We start from the raw sequence: 18,316 nt of genomic DNA on the forward strand, positions 1-18,316 counted from the left end.
CCTCCCAGGGCTTCAGCTTCGCCATCGTGTCCCTCTCACTCGGGCTACAGCGAGAGATCAAACCACGACAGAGATCATTCTGTTAGGAGCTCTTAGGCAGCTCGGCCGGGTAGGGGGACTTGGCTGCCATGACTCGATCCTCTCAAGGGAACGAGCCTCCATCGAAGCCGGAGCGCTTCAACTGGGAACCGGCTACTCGTGAATGCTCCGTTGCGATCTGAATACCGTCTCTGCGCGGATGGTTTCCAGGATCTCTTGGAAGAATCCCGGGATGGTGTCGTCTCCTACGACCAGCACTCGATCCAACAGGACATTTGAGCGTTCGCACGACGTCTCCGCGACGAGTGAACAGCCGTGACAGGCCGCGCGATTGAGGCTGTTCATCCCTTGCCCGCGGCTCTCCCTGCAGAGCGGGTCTGAGGAGCACCAGCCAGCCTCCTCGATAGCTGCGACGAACGTGCGGGCGAGCCTGGGCGATTCTCCTTCGCGAACGAGTCCTCCGAGCGTGCCCTCGGAATCTCCGGCTGCCGTGTAGATCAGGAGTCCGGCTTCGGCCCGCGGTGTGGTCTCGGCGTAGACACGCTCACGTAGCGAAGCTGAGGAGTAGCCGCACGAGAAGGCGAGTCGACGCATCAGCAGGTGCGCCAACGTGTGGAGCAGCACGGCGCGGGGAGTCGCCTCGAAGAGGCGGGCCCCAAGAATGCTGCGGCGCCGTCGCGACTCGATGATCGCGACTCGCTCCTGGACCTCCTCCTGCCGCTCCCACTCGGCCAGCCGCTCCTGATCGAGTGAGATGAACACTCCCTCTCCGAATGATTCGATCGCAGGCAACCATCGGCCACGTCCCCTTCTGCCCAGATTCACGTCGACGAGATCGGCGTCGCCGGTATAGCGGCGGAAGCCGTGCAGCACACGGATCTCACGCAGCCGATGTGCCAACACGACCGTGTCGACGTACCCGTCCAGTTGGACGATCACCGGCGAGACATCAGGGTCCGGGCGTATGAATCTCGTTGCGCTGATGACGAAGTCCGGCGTTCCGACAGGTCCGTCGGGAGAGCCAGTCACCTGGAGGAAGGCGTCCCACTCGTCGCTGAGCAAGCCTCGCCGTGCGTCGCGCAGAACCTCGTTGGGGTCGCCATTCAAGGCCTGGCGGACTTGGCCTTCTTCGACTCCGAGGTCCTCGGCGATGAGCTCGATGAGTATTGCTGCTCGGGGGCCATGAGGTGCACTTTGGACATCCTCGAAGTTGCGGTGCTGACGTACCTCCGCTGCGATGTCCCGCACAGCACTTGATGCTTCGGGAATGTCGAGCGCTGTTGTCGTGTCGGGCAAGGTGACGTTGGTCGCCCCGCGCTGCAAGACTTCAAGAGGGTCGTCGCAGGGTGGGGTGTTGCGCTGCCAGGGTTGCCCGCCGGAACACCCTACGCCGATCCGCTTGAGTGCCCCTCTGGACGGGAGGTCGCCGAGATCGCGGGAGGCACCACAGGTTCGACAGCGTACGACGAGTCCTGATAGTCCTTCGTTGCCTTGGGCTGCTGTCTCGAAGATGAGAACGCGATCGTGGCAACGACGCTGGGCGTCGGACTCGGCTTCGGAGTGTGCCCATCCATCCCAGGGGATGTCCCGAATGTGACCCTTCGTTGCGCACACTGCAACGAATCGCATCGGCACCAGCTTCCCCTTGCACTGGCCGCATTGAGGAGGTCGACCGGTTTCCTGCTGAGAGCGATAGTGCTGCATTCGGCGGCAGTCCTGACAGAACAGCCAGCGGGGGAAGCGCTGGTAGTGAATACCTGGGCTATTGGTGGACGGCTTTGCTGGGACGCTCGGTGGCGAGCGTAGCTCCAACACGCCGAGACGTTCCTCAAGTCTCTTCGACTCCACCCTGACGGTTCGCTCATAGGGCCATTCGCTGATGTCCACGCCCATGAGCGACTCGCCCAGGACATCCACGATGGCCCCGACACCAAACGGAGAAATGGTCTGGCTCAGCCGAACGGTTCTCATCGGGGCACCTCTCCGACAGCAATGATTCGGACTTGGCGATCAACAGATCGCATGGAATGCGCGGTCGGCCAGCCCCCACCGCCCGCTCCGAAGTCTTTGAGCAGGGAAGCCTGGCCCCGAGCGTAGTAATACAGCCGCTCTCCCCGTGAGGTGATCTCCTCCGCGCGTTCGTGCCACTCCTCCGCGATCCGATGCAGTTCACGCTCGCTCGCCTCGGCCTCATCAGGATCGGCCAGGCGGGCAGCCTGGATCATCCGCGCAAGTGCACTCTGCACAAGCGGATCGTAGGTCGAGAATTCTCCGGCCTGGTCCTTTCGGCGCAGCCCGACGCCATGGCGTATGAGCAGGACGAATGCAGCCCGCAGCGATCTCTCTCTGGAGGCCAACGACCAGGGGGTCACACTTGTGGGCTCGACATGACGGTACAGGGATTCGTGGTAGGCGCGGAACGACTCGTAATGGGATCGGTCCCGCGGCTTGTTGGCCCGAAGCAGAGCGATGACCAGGCCGGGAACCGCGGACCGGCCGACCCGGCTGGTGGCTTGGATGTACTCCGAGGTGGTCTTCGGCTGGCCGTTCATGAGCATCACTCCCAGCCTGCCGATGTCTATGCCTACAGAGAGCATGTTGGTTGTGGCCAACACATCGACGGCATCCCCTTGCTCGACCCGCTGTTCGAGACGCGTGATGATCTCCGGCAGTTGGTCGGCGGGGACGTTGCTCGTGAGTTCCACAACCCCGTCGCCACGGAGCTCGCGGAAGGTCGTGCCATCGGTCCCGCGGGCCTGCAGCATGGCATCGACGTCATCGCGAACCTGAGTCACCGTACGCCCCAGTTCGCGAAGGCTGTTGTGATAGATGACCAGCGTCCAGTATGCGTCCCTCTCGTCACCGGACAGTTTCAGGACGGCGGGAGCTTGGAGAAGGGCAACAGTGCTCAGGATTGTGGCCGAGGCTTGAGTGAAGGCCTGGGGCATCAGTCCGAGGTACAACCTGCCCGCGCTTGACTTGTCCGTGTGCGCGAAGTAGCTGTCGTCGGCATCGAGTCCACCGGGAGGGAACAGCTCCACGGATGCGCCGTAAAGGCCACGCACCTGTTCGCTCGCCGCGCGGATGGTGGCTGTCGATGCAACAATCTTGGGCCTGCTTCCATCCCAGCCGAGCAGGGCATGGATAGCGGCCTCGTACAACGCGACCGTCGTTCCGAGCGGGCCGGACAGTAGGTGGAGCTCATCCTGGATCACCAGACTGGGCGCGTTGTACGGTACGGAGCCCCTTCCGAAGATCCGGCCGGCGTCTTGAACCCAGGGGAGACGGGCAAGCTTATCGACGGTAGCCAAGACCAAGGTCGGAGGCTCGGCGAAGATCTGATCGTCAACGACGCTTACGGGCAGGAGTTCGTGGAACGCGCAATCCGTGTGCGGGCAGAAGAGCTCAAACGTGCTCTTAGTGGCTCTAACCCCATAAGCAGGGCTTGGCCCTCCGCCAGGAGCGTTCGGTTGCCGCCGTTTCGGGACGATGAGAGTGCCGCACCACGGGCAATTCTGAAGCTGGAAAGGGTTCTCTGGCTTTTGGGCAAGAAAGAGCTCTTTGGTGCGATCGAGTGCATCCTTGTAATTGTTTGGGGTCGTGTCACCGCCGACCCACAGGCCGATGCTGAAGGGTGGAGCGTCCCGCAGCGCGGCATGGCCTTCTCGAAGTCGTTCCAGGGCGCAGATCAGCGTGGCCGCCCGCTGGAACTGCTGGCTGGTCAGGAGCCGGAGGGTGTAACGGGTGAGGATTGCGGTACCGCCTCCACGAAGGCCGTCCACGAGCCGTCTGCGGATCATCTCGAAGGCCGCGAGCCCAAGGTAGGCTTCGGTCTTCCCGCCGCCGGTGGGGAACCATATGAGATCGACGACATCGCGGTCAGAGTGCGATCGATCTGCGGTCGACGCCAGGCTGAGGAGCTGAAATCCGAGTTGGAAGTGACGCCAGTGAGGTTCCTCGGCGGGACCTCTCTCGGGTAGAGGTAGCCCTAGTACGCCTGGATAATCCTTTACGTGTCGGGTTTGGCGGATCTGTTCGTACATGGCTGCATTGGCGAGTCGAAAAGCAAGCAGGTATTTCGGGTTCTGCCTGAGGAGGGCGACCCCCTCGTGCATTCGTGCGGCTGCACGCTGTATGCGGCCGAGGAGTCTTTGAGCGGCCGGTCGGTGGAACTGCTCCAGGTCGTCGGCCTCGCGTGATCGATCAGCGATCCAGTCTTCGTATTCATGGACGAAGGCTGTGAGCTCTCGACAAAGGGTGCCGGTGTCGACTGATTCGTCCGCCAGATGGGCCAAGCGGAGCACCTGGCTCTCGCTTCCGGGAGACGCGACGCCCAGGACGATCGTACTGGGCAGCATTTCCGTCCGCACGCTGCGAACCTCCCCGTCGTCATCCGTGGTCCAGTCGACGGAGCATCCGTGTCCGATGCCGTAGACGCGGCGGTGCCGGTAGAGAAGTCGGAGTTCCTGGTCCTCGGGGTCGTCGGACAGATCGGCGCTGCTGGGGTACGGCAGGACACGGCCGCCTTGGACATGGCAGATGAAGGCGGCCTGGAAAAGGCACAGCTCTGCTGGCGGTGGAGATTCCGCCTCGTCGTGCTCGGCGAGATTCTCCAAGGCGACAGTGACGAGCCAGGCGCTGCCTGTTCGCCTCCAGACACAGATCAACCGCGCGCGTCCGTCGAAAAGATCGATCCTGTTGTCCTCAGCCGTACCATCTGCGCGTAGGAATGCTTCGCCCTGCCAATGATGTCTCTTCCAGTTGCTGCGGCGGCCGTTCGGTTCCTTCTCGTAGGTGCCTGCGGTGATCTGACAGCGCATCTGAGGTGCGTCGTGAAGGAAGGAGATGGCCGCGGAAGCCGGATGCCAACTGTTGGCCATCTCGATGGGTTCGTCCAATTCCTCGTCGTGGGCATCGGCCCCAAGGCTGTCGCCGAAGTGCCGTTCTCCGGCCAGGCCTTGTGGATAGAGAGTGCCGACGAGGTAGGTGTGCTCCGGCCTGGTGGCGAGTATCTCGTCATCGCCTGAGGCGGGCCCTAGGTATTGTTTGCGCAGGTAGTTCAGCAAGTCTTGGCGCACACTGATCGGTTCGCGGCGATTCATTGTGTGGCTCCTCTGCTGTGACCCTGTTCGATCTGCTGCCAGGCAGCGGCGCTGACGGCAAGCCAAAGGCTGATTCTGGGTCTGGTCATGGCCACGTAGAGTCGAGCTGCCCCGATGGGGTCGTTGATGTCCTCAACATCGACCAGGCAGACGTGCGCTGCTTCCAGTCCCTTGATCTGTGCTGTTGTAACCAGCTGAGCCGTACTGGTACGTCGTGTTCTCGCATCGGGATTATCCGTGAGCCTGCCGGAACGGAATGCTTTGGATCGGGCTGCGGAGCTGATCGGCGAACTGTCGCGAAGGGTCACGACGGCAACCTCGGCCAGATCAACCCCCTCTTGCCGGAGTTTGCCCAGGTAGGAGTCCAGCAGCTTGGCCGCATGAAGGTCGTCCTCGTAGCGCTCGTACATGACGGCGGGGCCTGCCCCTGCTCTCGCCACACCGAGGTCCGCACCAGTGACGAGATGGGTCTGCCGAACCACCGGGGAGGTGTTGCGGCAGTTGTAGGGCAGGTGGATGGACGAGGCAGAACCCACGAGTTCCCGAAATGCTTCTTGATCGAATGAGCCATCGACGTTCGCCTGGTTGTTGGGGTCACAGAAGATTCTCCAGCGTCCGTCGGCCCAGCCTCCTTGCAGCATCCCGTCCAGGCGCAACAGAGCGTCGACATCCATCAGATCTTGGGCTTCGTCGACGATCAGTACGTCGGCGGGCGGTATTCCGTCTAGTTCGGTCAATGCGCCGCATATGACGCCACAGTCGCCGAGGGCATCACGGAGGAAATCAGCCAGAAGCACGGAACGGCATGTCAATATGACTTTATGGCCGGAGGTCGCAGCGCGACGAGCCGTTTCCACGGCGAGCAACGTCTTCCCTGATCCAGCACCGCCGGTACACACGATGCGATCGTTGCTCTCGGCTCCGATGAGCAGATCATATTGGCGTTCGGCCAGTTGGACGTATTCCCGTTCGAGGCCGATCACCTGTGCAGCCAGGGTAGGCACACGATCAAAGTCGGGCCGCAGCACATTGAGCAACTGCCTGTAGGCACCCCCTCGTACCGGATGGCCGAGACGTTGGTGCCAGAAGGCGCGAGCGCGTTGAAGCACCCGCTCCATACCATGCACGGTCATCGCCTGTGGCCCGGCATGCTGGGCCGGCTCCCACTCCAGATCGGGATCGAGCTCTTGATTTGGAGTCACCACGAGAAAGCCGAAGGCGACGTCGAGGCTCGGGAGACGATCCTTGAGGCGCTGCCCTAGAGCGAACATTGCCGAGCTGGCTTGTTCGAATGGGCCTTCACGTTTGCGATGGGGTTGGCCGTAGCGATCGGTAAACGTCCATAGCCCATCGTTACGACTGATGCGTCCGCCCTTCACCTCAATGACCAAGACTGTGTCGTTCCACACCACCAGGAAGTCCACTTCGGCCATCCGCTTGTATTCGTGGACCGGCAGTCTCACCGAGTACAGGCAAGTCGTAGGCTCGCCGAGGTCGACTTGAGTGAGGAGCTCTGCGACTTGACGCTCCGCACGGCTCTGGATGTGGCCGAGGCTCTCGATGGCCGGGATCATTTTCATGTGTCTTGTCCGCCCTGTCTATCCCAGAGGTAGTCGAACTCCCGATAGGCGAGACGTTCTCCGAACTGCCCGAATGTGTCGTCAACGTTGACGACAAGGCAATGGGAATCACCCCCATTGGCTGGTCCCCGCAATCCACGTCCGACCATCTGGATGTAAGCGTTGGGGCTGAAGGTGGGGCGGGCGATGTACAGCGCTCTCACAGCGGGGACATCGAAACCTTGAGTCAGGACATTACAGTTGGTGAGAACCCGGACGTCCTTATTCCGGAATCGGTCGATGTTCCTGCGCCGCTCGTGGGTGCGCGTCGATCCGCTGATCGAGGCCGCGGAGATCCCTCGCACCCGCAGGAGGGCTGCCAGAACCTGGGCCGACAGCACGGACGCTGCGAACACCAAGATCTGCCAGTCCGATGGCAGGCCCTCAATATGCTCCAGCAGCCGCAGCGTTCTGGCCTCGTCACGTCCGATGCGCTCCAAGACCCGAGAGGGCAGCAGTCGTGTTCGCTCGGTGATCGCGGCTTCGTCGGCGTCGAGTGGCACTGCCCCACCGTCAAGTACCTGGTGTTCGATGCGGGACAAGATCCGCAAGCGTTGCAGGACCCCATAGGGGTCCTCGCCGAGGACGTCGATCATATTATTGCCGAACCGACCGGCCAATCTTCGCGTCATTTCCTTGTCGGTTCCCTTGAACGGCGTCGCCGTCAGTCCCAGCAATGGCCTGCTCGTGCGGTGTGCATCCAGTCCGAGCCACGCCAGGAACTTGGTGTAGTCCGTACCGGTTGCCTCGTGTGCCTCGTCGATCACGACCGCAGCCGGCTCGGCCAGCCACGCATAGTCCGGGTTGTCGCGGCAGATCGCGAGTTTCGCGTCGGTGGCCACGACCACCATGAGTTCGTTCTCACCTGCGGTGATCTCGTTGCGATCCCAGAGCCGGCAAATTCTGAGGGCACGATCGTCGCCGAGGTCCCGCCAGACGGTGGACCACGTCTGCACGGCCTGTTCACATAGTTCTTCGCTCTGAGCGACCCACAGGAGATGGCCCGTCAGTCCGTCTTCGAGGAACGCCGTGGCCAACGCATGGACAGTCACCCTGGTCTTCCCCGCGCCGGTCGGCAGGAACAACAAGCCTCGGTCCCGCTCGTCGATGAGGCATCGGATCCTGAGGGCAAGTTCCTGCTGGTAAGGATGCAGAGGGCCAAGGCGAGGAGGGCCGAAAACTGTCAAGTCGGGTTCGAGGTGCGAACCGCGCTCACCGGCGTACTCGGTAGGAAAGCCGAGTCTGCGGACAAAGCCCACGGCAGGCGGACTTCCGGCCCACCGGTCGGGAACGGGGTATCCGGCATTCTGCAGATCGTGACGAAGCTCTCTCAGTACGTCGTAGCCATAGACGTCGATCAGAAGTCTGGCGACCTGTTGTGCGCCCTGGTTGTCACCGAGCTTGCGCACGGTCTCCAGCAGCCCTGTCGGGAGCCTTGCTTCAAGCATGGCCGCATCAAGCAGAAGGAGCAGCTTCTTGGAATGGTCACGCTCAGCGTGACAAAGCGCGATGTTCCGCTCGATTGCCTCGTCCTGAGCATCGTCGAGAATCCGGCTGATGGAAATCGACGTCAGCTCGATGCCGAACTCTTCTGCGAGCCGCAGGAGAAGGTCCTCATCCCGCAGAGCAGCGCGATGGTAGACAACCTCGCCGTCACGCAAAAGATCAGCCGGCTCGCGGTCCACACCGTCTGGACCGGTGATCTGTCGGAAGAGTTCGCCGCATTCGATGAGCTCGACATGGTTGAGGCTCTCGGCTGCCAGCGGGCGGAGGCCCCTGTAACGATCCAACACAACGACGGGTTCAGCCGGGCTCTCGGCCAGCACCTCCACCCTCAGTTGGGAGGAGGCGAAAGCGCATCCCCACTTCTCGACCAGAACCGTGGCGAGCGCCTCATCGGAGACCGCGATGTAGGCCGGCCGACGTTCAGCGAGAACTCGTCGTTCCTCCTCAGTTCTGGCGATGAGGACATCCCTCCGCAGGACTCGACACCCTGTGATGCCGCTGAGCGCAGGGACATACTCGGGAACCTGGTCCTTGGGCACTCGGCGAGCTGCTTCAGCGACCAGCGCGCCGAGAGTCCACGGATCCTGCGTGGCCGGTATTCGATCCAGAAATTCCCGCCAAATGTCCGGAGAGATCTGGTCGAGAGATTGGGTGAGAGGCAGCTTGTCGCTTGCTGGGGCTTCGGCGACAGGAAGAAGGGGAGCGTACGCCGACACCGACCGGGCCAAACTGCCTGCTGCGGTCCGCGGCCCCCATGAGGTGGCCAGGAGCCCGTATTCCTGGGCTGCCCACACAGAGGGGGCCAGAACGGGGTCGCGGGGAAAGGACTTCCGAGTGAGATGGCCGAACAGCCATGTGTCGGGGACCTCGAGTTCGAGGAGGGCCTGGGTCCAACCTGTGCATGCCTCAAGATCGCCGGAATCGCGGAATTTGCGAAGCATGTGTAGCGGCCCCACGGGATCGTGGTCGATAAACCCGAGCTCTCTGTCGGATGGGCGCCCGCGTACCGGCAGCTTCGACAGGTAGGCCGTTCTGGTCAGCCGGAGGTACTCCAAATACGTCGAGTCGTGGCCCAAAGCTCGGCTGGTCAATGGGCGAGTAGCGATACCTAGGCGTCGCAGCAGGTCAGGCGGTAGATCGTGCCGGAATTCCTCGTGGAGCACCACTGCCGGGTTTCGGGGCGCCACCAGGCCTGAGATGATCACCTCATCCGAGTGGTGCCACCAGCCGTTTTGGCTTTTTACCTTGAGTCGATGCCCGGTGGCGAGGTGCTCCTCCAGGTGCTGCTCGGCCACGGACTTGGGCACCTCGGAGACCAAGCGCCAGAACTCGGCCCATTCGGTGCCAGTCCACTTCTTCGTGGTCGTTCCAGTCAGTTTGGCGAGCTCGTGGCCTGGATCTACGTCCTTGAACCCGAGTTCGCGAAGGAATCGTTCGACGTCGGGAAGGGTCAGTAGGGACTGTCTCACCAGGCCTATCTCGGCCTGGCTGGTCAGTACGTCCCCGCGGAGGAAGAGGTCTCCGGCTGATTTCAGCGCTCGGAGTCGTCCGTGCTCGTCAGGGAGAATCCTGGCGGAGAGGAATTCGCGACGGGTGTTCTCGTCCTTCGCAACCATGACGACGCGGAGGGCCGAAGCGCACTCCGCGTCCGTTGCATTACCGATGATCTGCTGTAGCCAGTCTGCTGCGTCCAGTTCGACCGCGGCTGCGCGGGTGTCGTCGGCCCGGATGAGACTACGCAGACGTGCCTGTCGGGTCGGGCTACGAAAGCAGTCGATGTGGGGTACCGAGCGGGGACATCCGGGTGAGGAGTACCACGCCTTGATCAAGGCGGGATCGAACCGAACGCGCTCCAGGTGGGGGAAGCGCAAATCGTTGACGCGGCGGAGGACCCCATCACGGTCCGGGATGCAGTGACCTGCGGCGACCATTTGGGGGATGCGAGCAGCCAGGAATCGGTCGGCGAAGTTGGGGGCTTCACGGCCTCGCGCGGGGAGGTAGTCGAAGTGGCGCGCAGGGTCTCCTGCGATGCTCAGGGTCGGGAGACCCTCCATCACCAGAGCCGCGACTCGCTCAAGGATCTCCTCATTGAACCGGCCCCGCAGGAGGCTGGTGCGATCGTCGTTGACCTGCCACGGAGCGTTGACGATGCCACGCAGTGACGTTGTCTCGGTCAGTGGGTAGTAGGCCCAGAACCGTCCGAGAGCGGAGACATCACCGGTCAGCGGCGCTGCCCAGGCGACATTGACTTTCGAGCGCCTGATGGCTTCGCTGACCTCTTTCAGGGCTTGGGGCGAGGGATGGTGGGACGCATGCCACACCCGCCAGTCGGAAGGCTCGCGATCTTGAGTTTTCAGGCGCCGCACTCCGTCGGCGAGGGCGATGCACGTGTGTTCCAGCTCGACTTGTGCGGATCCGGGACGGTCGATCACGATCCGTAGAGCTGACACCCTGGGTACGAACAAGAGGAACTCCACTGGGAAGTGTGCGAGTTCCTCCGCCAATCGAGCGGCGCCGTTCGACATGGGCAAGCGGATGATGGTGGTCGCCCAGGCGGCCAATTCGCCCAGTGATGCATCCTGACCGATGGCCTCGGCCGCGTCGAGATGGGCGGGCATACGGAGGATGGGGAACTTCGTCGCCGCCGGATCCAAGGCGCGAAACTCTTCGGCGGCGCGCTCAGCGTCGAAGCAGAAGCTAATTGATCGACTGAGGACGGCTGGGGAGTCGGTGATGCCCAGTACGGCTTTGAATCCGAGACCGAACCGGCCGATCTCTTCGTCTCGCTTGTCGCTGAGGAAGGCGTGGCAGATGGCTTCGAGACCCCTTTGGGTGAAGGCCTCACCTTCGTTGGCGCAGTACAGGGTGTCGCCGATCAGCCGTACTTCGACTCGCCCCGGCTGGTCCTCGTATTGCGCGTCGGCGGCGTTCTGGACGAGTTCGAGGATCTGCCGCCGTGAGTAGCCCCCGGTCCTGTAGCTGTCCTCCTGGTTGGCGTGTTCCCCGAGAAGGAGCCGATCCGCTGTATACGCCCCGAGTGTGCTTGTGCGATGCTGTGCGAGCCAGTGAACCAGATTCGGGTCTTCCTGCCCCCAGGCGGCGTCTCTGGTCACTCGTGCCCCCGTCGTGCGTTCACCATGGTCATCCCTCAGCAAAGCGCCTCCGGCCGAAGCGGAATTCTTCAGCGTGAAGTTCCCCAGGCGGTCGGCGTCCATGCCAATGCGGTTGGTAGATCATTGCGAGATTGAGCAAGGTTGCTGCCGAGTTCACCGGAAGGGCAATGTACAACCGGAGATCTCGGATCGTACAGGGCAGCGCGTGTCAGACTGTGCCCATGCGATCAGACGAGGAGCTACGCGCCGCTATCGCCGGTGCGCGCGACGCGTTGAAGGTCGCCACCGACCACCTGGACAAGATCGTCAATGCAGCCGAGGTGACGGAAGACGATTGGCAGGATGCCAGCGCTGCTGTGGGGCTCAGTATGGCGCTGCATCGTGAGCACATGGCGCGCGTCGGTGTCCTCCTCGGGATGGGTGGAGCTCAGAAGCGTCTGCTTCGGTATCTGCTGAGGCATGTCGGTGAGATCGTTTCTGGTCCGGAGTTGTCAGGGGTTTCCGGGATCGCTGAGTGGTCGCGTCGCGTCCGCGAGCTACGTGTCGAGCATGGCTGGCCTATCGAGAGCGGGGTGCAGTCCAGAGAACTGCGCTCCGATCAGTACATCCTGCTCCGAGCAGAGCCGGACGAAGCCCTGGCGAGGAAGTGGCGGCTGGCCTCGGACATTCGAAAGGGCGGCGGCACGGTCGGCAAGCGCATCCTGGCCTATCTGCAGGCCATCAGCCCTGAGGCGGCTGACCGTGAGGATCTTGATCATGTTGCCAAGTCCAGCAACTGGAGGAGTGCCATCGACGACCTGCGGGACGAGGGGTGGGACATTCACTCTGTCGATGAGGATTCATCTCTGGCGCCGGGAAGCTACCGTTTATTGCTGTGACCTGGGCAGGCTGAATATCCCTGATCGCTCTGAAGGGACGGCAAGACGAATATGAACAGGCTTTCAGCCACTGATGCAACACGTGATCGGATGAGCAGGCAGCGCAGCCGGAATACGAATGCAGAGATCTGGCTCCGCCGCGAACTGCACAAGCGTGGCATGCGATACAGAATCCATAAGAAACCGATTTCCGGCCTGCGACGTGAAGCGGACGTGGTCTTCGGCCCCGTCCGGGTGGCGGTATTCGTTGACGGATGCTTCTGGCACGGCTGTCCTGAACATGGGACATGGCCGCGAAACAATCAGGAGTTCTGGCGATCGAAGATTGAGCTCAACCGTAGCCGCGATGCCGACACCGACGCTCGTCTGGAGGCTGTTGGATGGCTTGCCGTGCGTGTATGGGAACACGAGGATCCATCCGAAGCGGCTGCGATGATCGCGGAACTGGTCAATGATCGTCGCAAGTCTGTCATGCCACATGCCAGTGGAACCGGATAGGAATCTTTTCGCCTGTCGAATTGGCGATCACGTATCTATATTCGTTCTTGCTACGGCGAGGTCCGGAAAGATCTCCCGGAGTGCTTCGTCTCCGAGGTTCAACGCCGCTGCGATGATATAAGCGGCAAGGCGGGGGGGAATGGCGTTGCCGATCTGTTGGGAGATGTCGCGACCACTCCAATGGTAGTCGGTTGGGAAAGTCTGCAGCTGTCCGGCTTCGGGGAGAGTGATGCGGGCAGGGTTCGCGTCTCGGCCGTCCATCGTTTCGACTCGATTCCGAGAGACCTTTCCGGTGACGGTGAAAGCAGGCTCGGAAGACGTGCGGCGGCCTCTTGCCTTGGGATCGCCACCTGTTCCGTAGTTGGATATCACGACGAACGGCTCTGGTCGTGTGAGGACATCTCCCATGGATACCCACGGAAGGCGGCTCTGGTCTCCGGCCCGGCGCGACACCTTCTTGTCATAAGGGCGATGCGTTGGCTTAGGAAGCCTGGCGACCCCTTCCAAGCGGGCGATCAATACGGCTCGACGACGGGTCTGCGGCACGCCGAACTCCTCGGCACGAAGTATTCCGTAGTCAGCTGAATAGCCCATTCCTTCGAGGATCCACTTCATGGCTTTCCACACAGGAAGGACCGAGGGGACCTGCTCCAGCATGATCACCTCGTACGGGCGTCCGGCCTTCTTCGCTTCGATCACCCACCGAAGGGGCTCCAGCACCAATGCCGTTCGCTCATCGTCCAGTCCACCGAGGCGAGCGGTGACGTCCTCGCCCGCAGCCATCCGTTCAGCGAAATACAGCACGCGATCCAGCGCTTCACGCCCCTTGCCCGCCCCGGCGACGGTGTACGTCTGACAGGGAGGACTTCCTGCTAGAGCGGAGGCGCGGTCGAAGTCTGCGGGGCCGTACTTACGGACGTCACCTTCACGGGTATCCAACTTCGCCGCCAGGCGAGTCTGGCAGGCATCGACATCCCACTCGATGCCCACCGCCGGCACGTTGAACCATCGCGCGGCTATGTCCCACCCACCCGGACCGGCGAACAGATCAACGATCTCGGGGAGCTGGGGCACTTGCACTCCTGGTTGGCGGCCATCGTGGGCATATCGATGTCCGGGTGAGTGTAGTGGCTGATCGTGCTGGCCAGCCAGCGGAAGACATACTCGTCCTCGGCGCGTGCGGACCCTGCAAGACGTGCCGTCTTGGTGAAGTCGCGTCAGCTTCGCGCGGGCTGACCCTGTACCGCTCAGCCATACACAATTGGAGATCCCGGAGCGGGAGGAGGATCATGTGGTGGTAGGCCTGGGATGGCCGTATTCCAGATATCCGGTGGCTCTGAGTGCGCGACACAGGCGATGCCAGACGTAGGGACGCAGGAGTTCTTCGGTCTCATGGGCGGGGACGAAGAACGCTGCTTGAACCCGCCTGAGCACCGCGCCACCACGATCAATTGATTGGTTCCCCCCAACCCGGGAGAATGCGGCGCGCCACGGACAGCGAATGGCGTCACTCGAGTTCCCCTGCCACGCTGGCGCTCTTGATCCAACGTCCCCACCTGGCGCTACGAGAGAACTGGTTCGCTATGAGTCTCCCAGGCGGTAGTCCTCCGTCCGGGAGTCTGTTGTCGAGCGGCCCAATGCCACGCCGCCCTCCGCAGGTCCAGGTCGGGCGTCTCTTGCTCCGCTGGACCGCACTGCCCGGGGTGAGGGGATCGGCCATAGCGAATCTGCCCCATGAGCATCTCGTACGCCCCGATCAGCGCGACCGCCGCCAGGCCGCGATGAGCCGTGCAATAGGAGTTGGGTCAGCGACGGCCACATTGGCCTCGAGACTTGCCAGGCTTCCGATGACCAGCAGAACCCAGGCCAGAGCTCCCCCACGACGTCCATAGCGGCTGGCCAGCAGAGTGGACATCGACGAGGCCACGATCATGCCGTCGACAGCGAGCGGGACCAGAGCGGCGCCCAGTTCGCTCTCCCCGTGTCGCAACGCGAGTTCGTGCATGTGACGGTAGGACACGACGGCCGCGATCGCCGCGACAAGGACCACCGATGAGGTGGTCGTTCAGAGAATCCAACGGTCTGGAGTCATCGACAGCCCTCGCCTTTGACCGCCTCCACACGGACCTCGACAACGAGGCGCCCACGCGGCGCCTCTGGAGTGCTGTGGTTTTGCGCCGTGACCTGCCGGGGGCACCTAGTCATCGTGGATGACCTGGTTTCCTGGCCGCAGGCCTTCTCGTTCGGCAGGCGAAGGCAGCAGAGAGCCGCTCAGTTGCCAGCTCGTTCCTGCCGGAAGGGTCTCGAGCGATCCGGGGCGGGCACAGCACCTATGCACAAGCGGCGGATTAGCATCGAGCGGACACTAGTCCCGCCTCCATTCCCGTTTCGCCCCACCTGAGAGTGGAAGAGACCCGATGTGGCAGCCGTGTGGGATGTGCTGGTGATCGGGGGTGGCCCGGCTGGGGCGGCTGCGGCTTTGCGGGCCAAGCAGTTGCGGCCGGATGCCTCGGTTCTGCTACTGGATCGGGACGACTTTCCGCGGGACAAGGCGTGTGGTGACGGCATCGCCGCTCATGGGCGGGACGAGCTCGAGTTGCTTGGGTTGCCTGAGCTCCTGGCCGATTATCGGCCGACGCAGCGTCTGTCGGTGATTTCGCCGGGTGGTGTGCGGGTTTCGGCGACGGTTGCGCGGCCCAATCATGTCGTGCCGCGGATGGTGTTCGATGCCCGGCTGGTTGAGGCTGCACGGGCTCGTGGGGTGGAGGTTCGCCGTCATCGGGTGCGATCGCTGGTTGCTGAGGCAGGGCGGGTCAGGGTTGATGACGCGTTGACGGCTGCTGTGGTGGTGGCTGCTGATGGGGCGAATTCTGTCGTTCGGCGCCTGCTCGGTGCGCGGGCGACGCCGGAGCGGCACACGGCGATCGCGGTTCGGGGGTATGCCGATCTGCCGGACACGGAAGATGCTCAGCTGATTGCCATGCAGAGGGCCGGGTGGCCCGCTTATGCCTGGGCGTTTCCGATTGGCGACGGGACGGCCAATGTGGGGTTCGGGATGCTTCTGCCCACGCTGCACGCTACGGGGCGGCCGGGGCGTGAGGTATTGCATGGGCGGCTGCGGGAGCTGCTGCCCGACCTGCCGGCGCGGGAGTTGCGTGCCCATCATCTGCCGTTGTCGCCCGGTCGGCCGAAGCCTGGGGTCGGGCGGGTGTTGTTGGCGGGGGACGCGGCCAGTCTCATCAACCCCTTGACGGGTGAGGGTATCTATTACGCGCTGTTGTCCGGGCGGCTGGCTGGACAGGCGGCGGTGCTTGCGCCTGATGATCCGCTGGGCGCCTACCGTCGGGAGCTGCGGGCGGCGCTTGGGCGTCACCTTCGGACCACCGATGTGCTGGCCCGTGCCGCGCAGTCGCCCGGGTTCATTGACGCGGCCATCGCCACTGCTGCGCGTCGGCCGGAGGTCTTCGATCTGCTGGTGGAAGTGGGGCTCGGGGCGGGCACGGTTCCGGCGTCGCTGGCCGGTGCCGTGGTGGGGCGCTGGGCGGGGAGGAGCGTGAGTGCCCTGGTCGGTCGCAGAAGTCGGTGAGCCGGGTGCCGTTGGCGGGAACAGCGTGGGCGAGCTGCTCAGTCGGAGAACCGGGCACCGTTGGCGCGGAGGAGCATGAGCGTGCTGGCCAGCCGGAGAGCCGGGCGTCGCTGGGCGCGGGGGAGCATGAGCGCGCTGCCGAGCCGTGGAGGCCGCGAGACAGGCGCCGTTAGCGCGAAGGAACATGAGCGCGCTGGTCAGCCGGTGAGCCGGGCGCCGTTGGTGATCAGGAGGATCACGTCGATCCCGGCGACCGCGACCGCTGCGGCGAACAGCGCTTTGGGTGCCCGTCGCATCATCGTCAGCCCCGCGGCGGTGACGATGCACGCCAGGACGAGAGCTCCCCAGGACAAAGCGGACGCTGTGCCGTACGGGCCGAAGGCGAGGAGGGCGGTGGCAGCTACGAGCGGGAGGGGCAGCAGGACGGCGATGCCTGTGCGGCCCAGGCGTTGGGGCCAGCCGCGGATGCCGCCGGCGAGGTCGGCCTCGAGGTCTGGGAGCACGTTGGCCAGGTGGGCGCCGAGTCCCAGGAGTGCGGCGGCTGATACCGCCCACCATGCGGGCCATGGCGCGCCCGGCAGGCCGAGTGTGACGAAGGCCGGGAGGGAGCCGAAGCCGATCACGTAGGGCAGCCAGGACAGCATGGTGGCTTTGAGCCACAGATCGTAGGCCCAGGCCGCGCCGACGCCGGCCAGGTGGACCAGGCCCGCCGCCAGCCCGGAAGCCAGCGACAGCGGCACGCAGAGGGCCAGGGCGGTGAAGGCCGAGGCACGTACGAGCCGGACGCTCACCAGGCCCGCCACGATCGGCTTGGCCGTCCGGCCGGCGGCTGCGTCGCGTTCAGCGTCGACCGCGTCGTTGCACCAACCGATGGACAGCTGGCCGGTCAGCACGGCGGCGGTGGCCACGACGCAGCCTGCGACGTCGCGCCCGCTGGCCACGATGATGGCGGCGACCAGGAGAGTGACGGCGGCGGTGGGGCCCGGATGGCAGCTGCCCACCAGTCCTCTGAGCGTTTTCGCCGAGATCACCGCCGTCCGCAGAGAAGAGAAGAGAAGAGAAGAGCAGAGAAGAAGAGAAGGGATGGGATGGGATGGGAAGAGCAGCAGAGTGGAGCAGCATGGCACGACACAGGTAGTCGAGATCATCGCCGTTCGCACGGCATAGTAACCAGGCTCGCGGGCAAATCACCTAGATGACCAGAATCGCGGCCGTTCATGCAGTCGTGCCCGAAAACCGCTATCCGCAAGCCGAGCTGACCGAACTGGCCGCACGAGCCTTCCTCCCCGAAGGCGCCGACCGCACACTACTGAACCGGCTGCACAGCAGTGCGCGGGTCGACTACCGCCATCTGGCGTTGCCCCTGGAGGACTACGCCAAGCTCGATGGCTTCGGCGCGGCCAACGAGGCGTTCGTCTCCGCTGCGGTGGAACTGGGCATGCGCGCCGTCTCCGGGGCTTTGGATAAGGCCGGTCTGGAGCCGGGTGACGTGGATCTGATCATGTTCACGTCGGTCACGGGGATCGCGGTGCCGTCGATCGACGCTCGTGTCGCCACGCGTCTCGGGATGCGGCCTGACGTCAAACGGCTCCCGATCTTCGGGCTGGGGTGTGTCGCCGGCGCGGCGGGGATCGCACGCGTGCACGACTACCTGCTCGGCCATCCCGATCATGTGGCGGTGCTGTTGTCGGTCGAGCTGTGTACTCTCACCCTGCAGCCGGGGGATGGCTCCACGGCGAGTCTGGTGGCCAGCGCGCTGTTCGGCGACGGCGCCGCGGCGGTGGTGCTGTGTGGGTCGGAACGCGGCAGTGCAGGACCGAACGCGGCTCACGGCGGTGGACGGCCAAGCGTGGAACGCGGCGGTGCAGGGCCGAACGCGGAACGCGGCGGTGCAGGGCCGAACGCGGAACGCGGCGGTGCAGGGCCGAACGCGGAACGCGGCGGTGCAGGGCCGAACGCGGAACGCGGCGGTGGT

10 protein-coding genes and 1 pseudogene are annotated in these 18,316 nt (G+C 63.8%); 4 read left to right on the forward strand and 7 right to left on the reverse strand.

Annotated features, from left to right (window positions below; all coding sequences use genetic code 11):
* Nucleotides 1-192 precede the first annotated feature (192 nt).
* From drmB to ACIBH1_RS48200, 4 genes are read right to left on the reverse strand one after another with little or no spacing between them, the layout of a single operon-like run.
* A complete protein-coding gene (gene drmB / locus ACIBH1_RS48185; protein WP_397320874.1) occupies nt 193-2,010 on the reverse strand; it encodes a DrmB family protein in 1,818 nt (605 codons plus the stop codon).
* Nucleotides 2,007-5,141 carry a helicase-related protein gene (locus ACIBH1_RS48190; RefSeq protein WP_397320875.1) on the reverse strand — a complete coding sequence of 1,045 codons (3,135 nt, stop codon included), beginning with the start codon at nt 5,139-5,141 and terminating at the stop codon, nt 2,007-2,009. Before ACIBH1_RS48190 ends, drmB begins: the two co-directional genes overlap by 4 nt.
* Nucleotides 5,138-6,721: an NERD domain-containing protein gene (locus ACIBH1_RS48195; protein WP_397320876.1), complete on the reverse strand. Its 1,584-nt coding sequence runs from the start codon at nt 6,719-6,721 to the stop codon at nt 5,138-5,140. Before ACIBH1_RS48195 ends, ACIBH1_RS48190 begins: the two co-directional genes overlap by 4 nt.
* A complete protein-coding gene (locus tag ACIBH1_RS48200) occupies nt 6,718-11,481 on the reverse strand; it encodes a DEAD/DEAH box helicase (RefSeq protein ID WP_397320877.1) in 4,764 nt (1,587 codons plus the stop codon). Before ACIBH1_RS48200 ends, ACIBH1_RS48195 begins: the two co-directional genes overlap by 4 nt.
* Before the next feature lie 119 nt (nt 11,482-11,600).
* Between ACIBH1_RS48200 and ACIBH1_RS48205 the strand changes: the two genes are divergently transcribed.
* Nucleotides 11,601-12,257 (forward strand): hypothetical protein, encoded by a 657-nt coding sequence (locus tag ACIBH1_RS48205; RefSeq protein ID WP_397320878.1) that lies wholly within the window; start codon nt 11,601-11,603, stop codon nt 12,255-12,257.
* Nucleotides 12,258-12,308: 51 nt separating this feature from the next.
* Nucleotides 12,309-12,755: a very short patch repair endonuclease gene (locus tag ACIBH1_RS48210; RefSeq protein ID WP_397320879.1), complete on the forward strand. Its 447-nt coding sequence runs from the start codon at nt 12,309-12,311 to the stop codon at nt 12,753-12,755.
* Between the two features lie 27 nt (nt 12,756-12,782).
* Here the strand turns inward: ACIBH1_RS48210 and ACIBH1_RS48215 are convergent, their stop codons facing one another.
* Together ACIBH1_RS48215 and ACIBH1_RS48220 are read right to left on the reverse strand one after the other, a co-directional pair.
* Complete coding sequence (locus tag ACIBH1_RS48215; RefSeq protein WP_397320880.1) at nt 12,783-13,829, reverse strand: DNA cytosine methyltransferase; 1,047 nt, start codon at nt 13,827-13,829, stop codon at nt 12,783-12,785.
* Between the two features lie 682 nt (nt 13,830-14,511).
* On the reverse strand, nt 14,512-14,805 hold the full coding sequence (locus tag ACIBH1_RS48220; protein WP_397320881.1) for a DUF2637 domain-containing protein: 294 nt from the start codon (nt 14,803-14,805) through the stop codon (nt 14,512-14,514).
* A gap of 378 nt (nt 14,806-15,183) precedes the next feature.
* Between ACIBH1_RS48220 and ACIBH1_RS48225 the strand changes: the two genes are divergently transcribed.
* Nucleotides 15,184-16,341 (forward strand): NAD(P)/FAD-dependent oxidoreductase, encoded by a 1,158-nt coding sequence (locus tag ACIBH1_RS48225; protein ID WP_397320882.1) that lies wholly within the window; start codon nt 15,184-15,186, stop codon nt 16,339-16,341.
* A gap of 197 nt (nt 16,342-16,538) precedes the next feature.
* On the opposite strand, the gene ACIBH1_RS48230 is transcribed toward ACIBH1_RS48225, so the two are convergent.
* Entirely contained in the window at nt 16,539-17,372 is an 834-nt protein-coding gene (locus ACIBH1_RS48230; RefSeq protein WP_397320883.1) for a UbiA family prenyltransferase, read from the reverse strand.
* 164 nt (nt 17,373-17,536) lie between these two features.
* Between ACIBH1_RS48230 and ACIBH1_RS48235 the strand changes: the two are divergent.
* Nucleotides 17,537-18,316 (forward strand): annotated as a pseudogene (locus tag ACIBH1_RS48235) (hypothetical protein); the annotation flags it as partial.

The organism is Nonomuraea sp. NPDC050663 (assembly GCF_044456985.1).
Classification (GTDB): Bacteria; Actinomycetota; Actinomycetes; order Streptosporangiales; family Streptosporangiaceae; genus Nonomuraea.

Bases quoted from the DNA above. Each gene is read 5' to 3' on its own strand.
- drmB (WP_397320874.1), bottom strand. From the start codon at position 2,010: ATGAGAACCGTTCGGCTGAGCCAGACCATTTCTCCGTTTGGTGTCGGG.
- ACIBH1_RS48190 (WP_397320875.1), bottom strand. From the start codon at position 5,141: ATGAATCGCCGCGAACCGATCAGTGTGCGCCAAGACTTGCTGAACTAC.
- ACIBH1_RS48195 (WP_397320876.1), bottom strand. From the start codon at position 6,721: ATGAAAATGATCCCGGCCATCGAGAGCCTCGGCCACATCCAGAGCCGT.
- ACIBH1_RS48200 (WP_397320877.1), bottom strand. From the start codon at position 11,481: ATGGACGCCGACCGCCTGGGGAACTTCACGCTGAAGAATTCCGCTTCG.
- ACIBH1_RS48205 (WP_397320878.1), top strand. From the start codon at position 11,601: ATGCGATCAGACGAGGAGCTACGCGCCGCTATCGCCGGTGCGCGCGAC.
- ACIBH1_RS48210 (WP_397320879.1), top strand. From the start codon at position 12,309: ATGAACAGGCTTTCAGCCACTGATGCAACACGTGATCGGATGAGCAGG.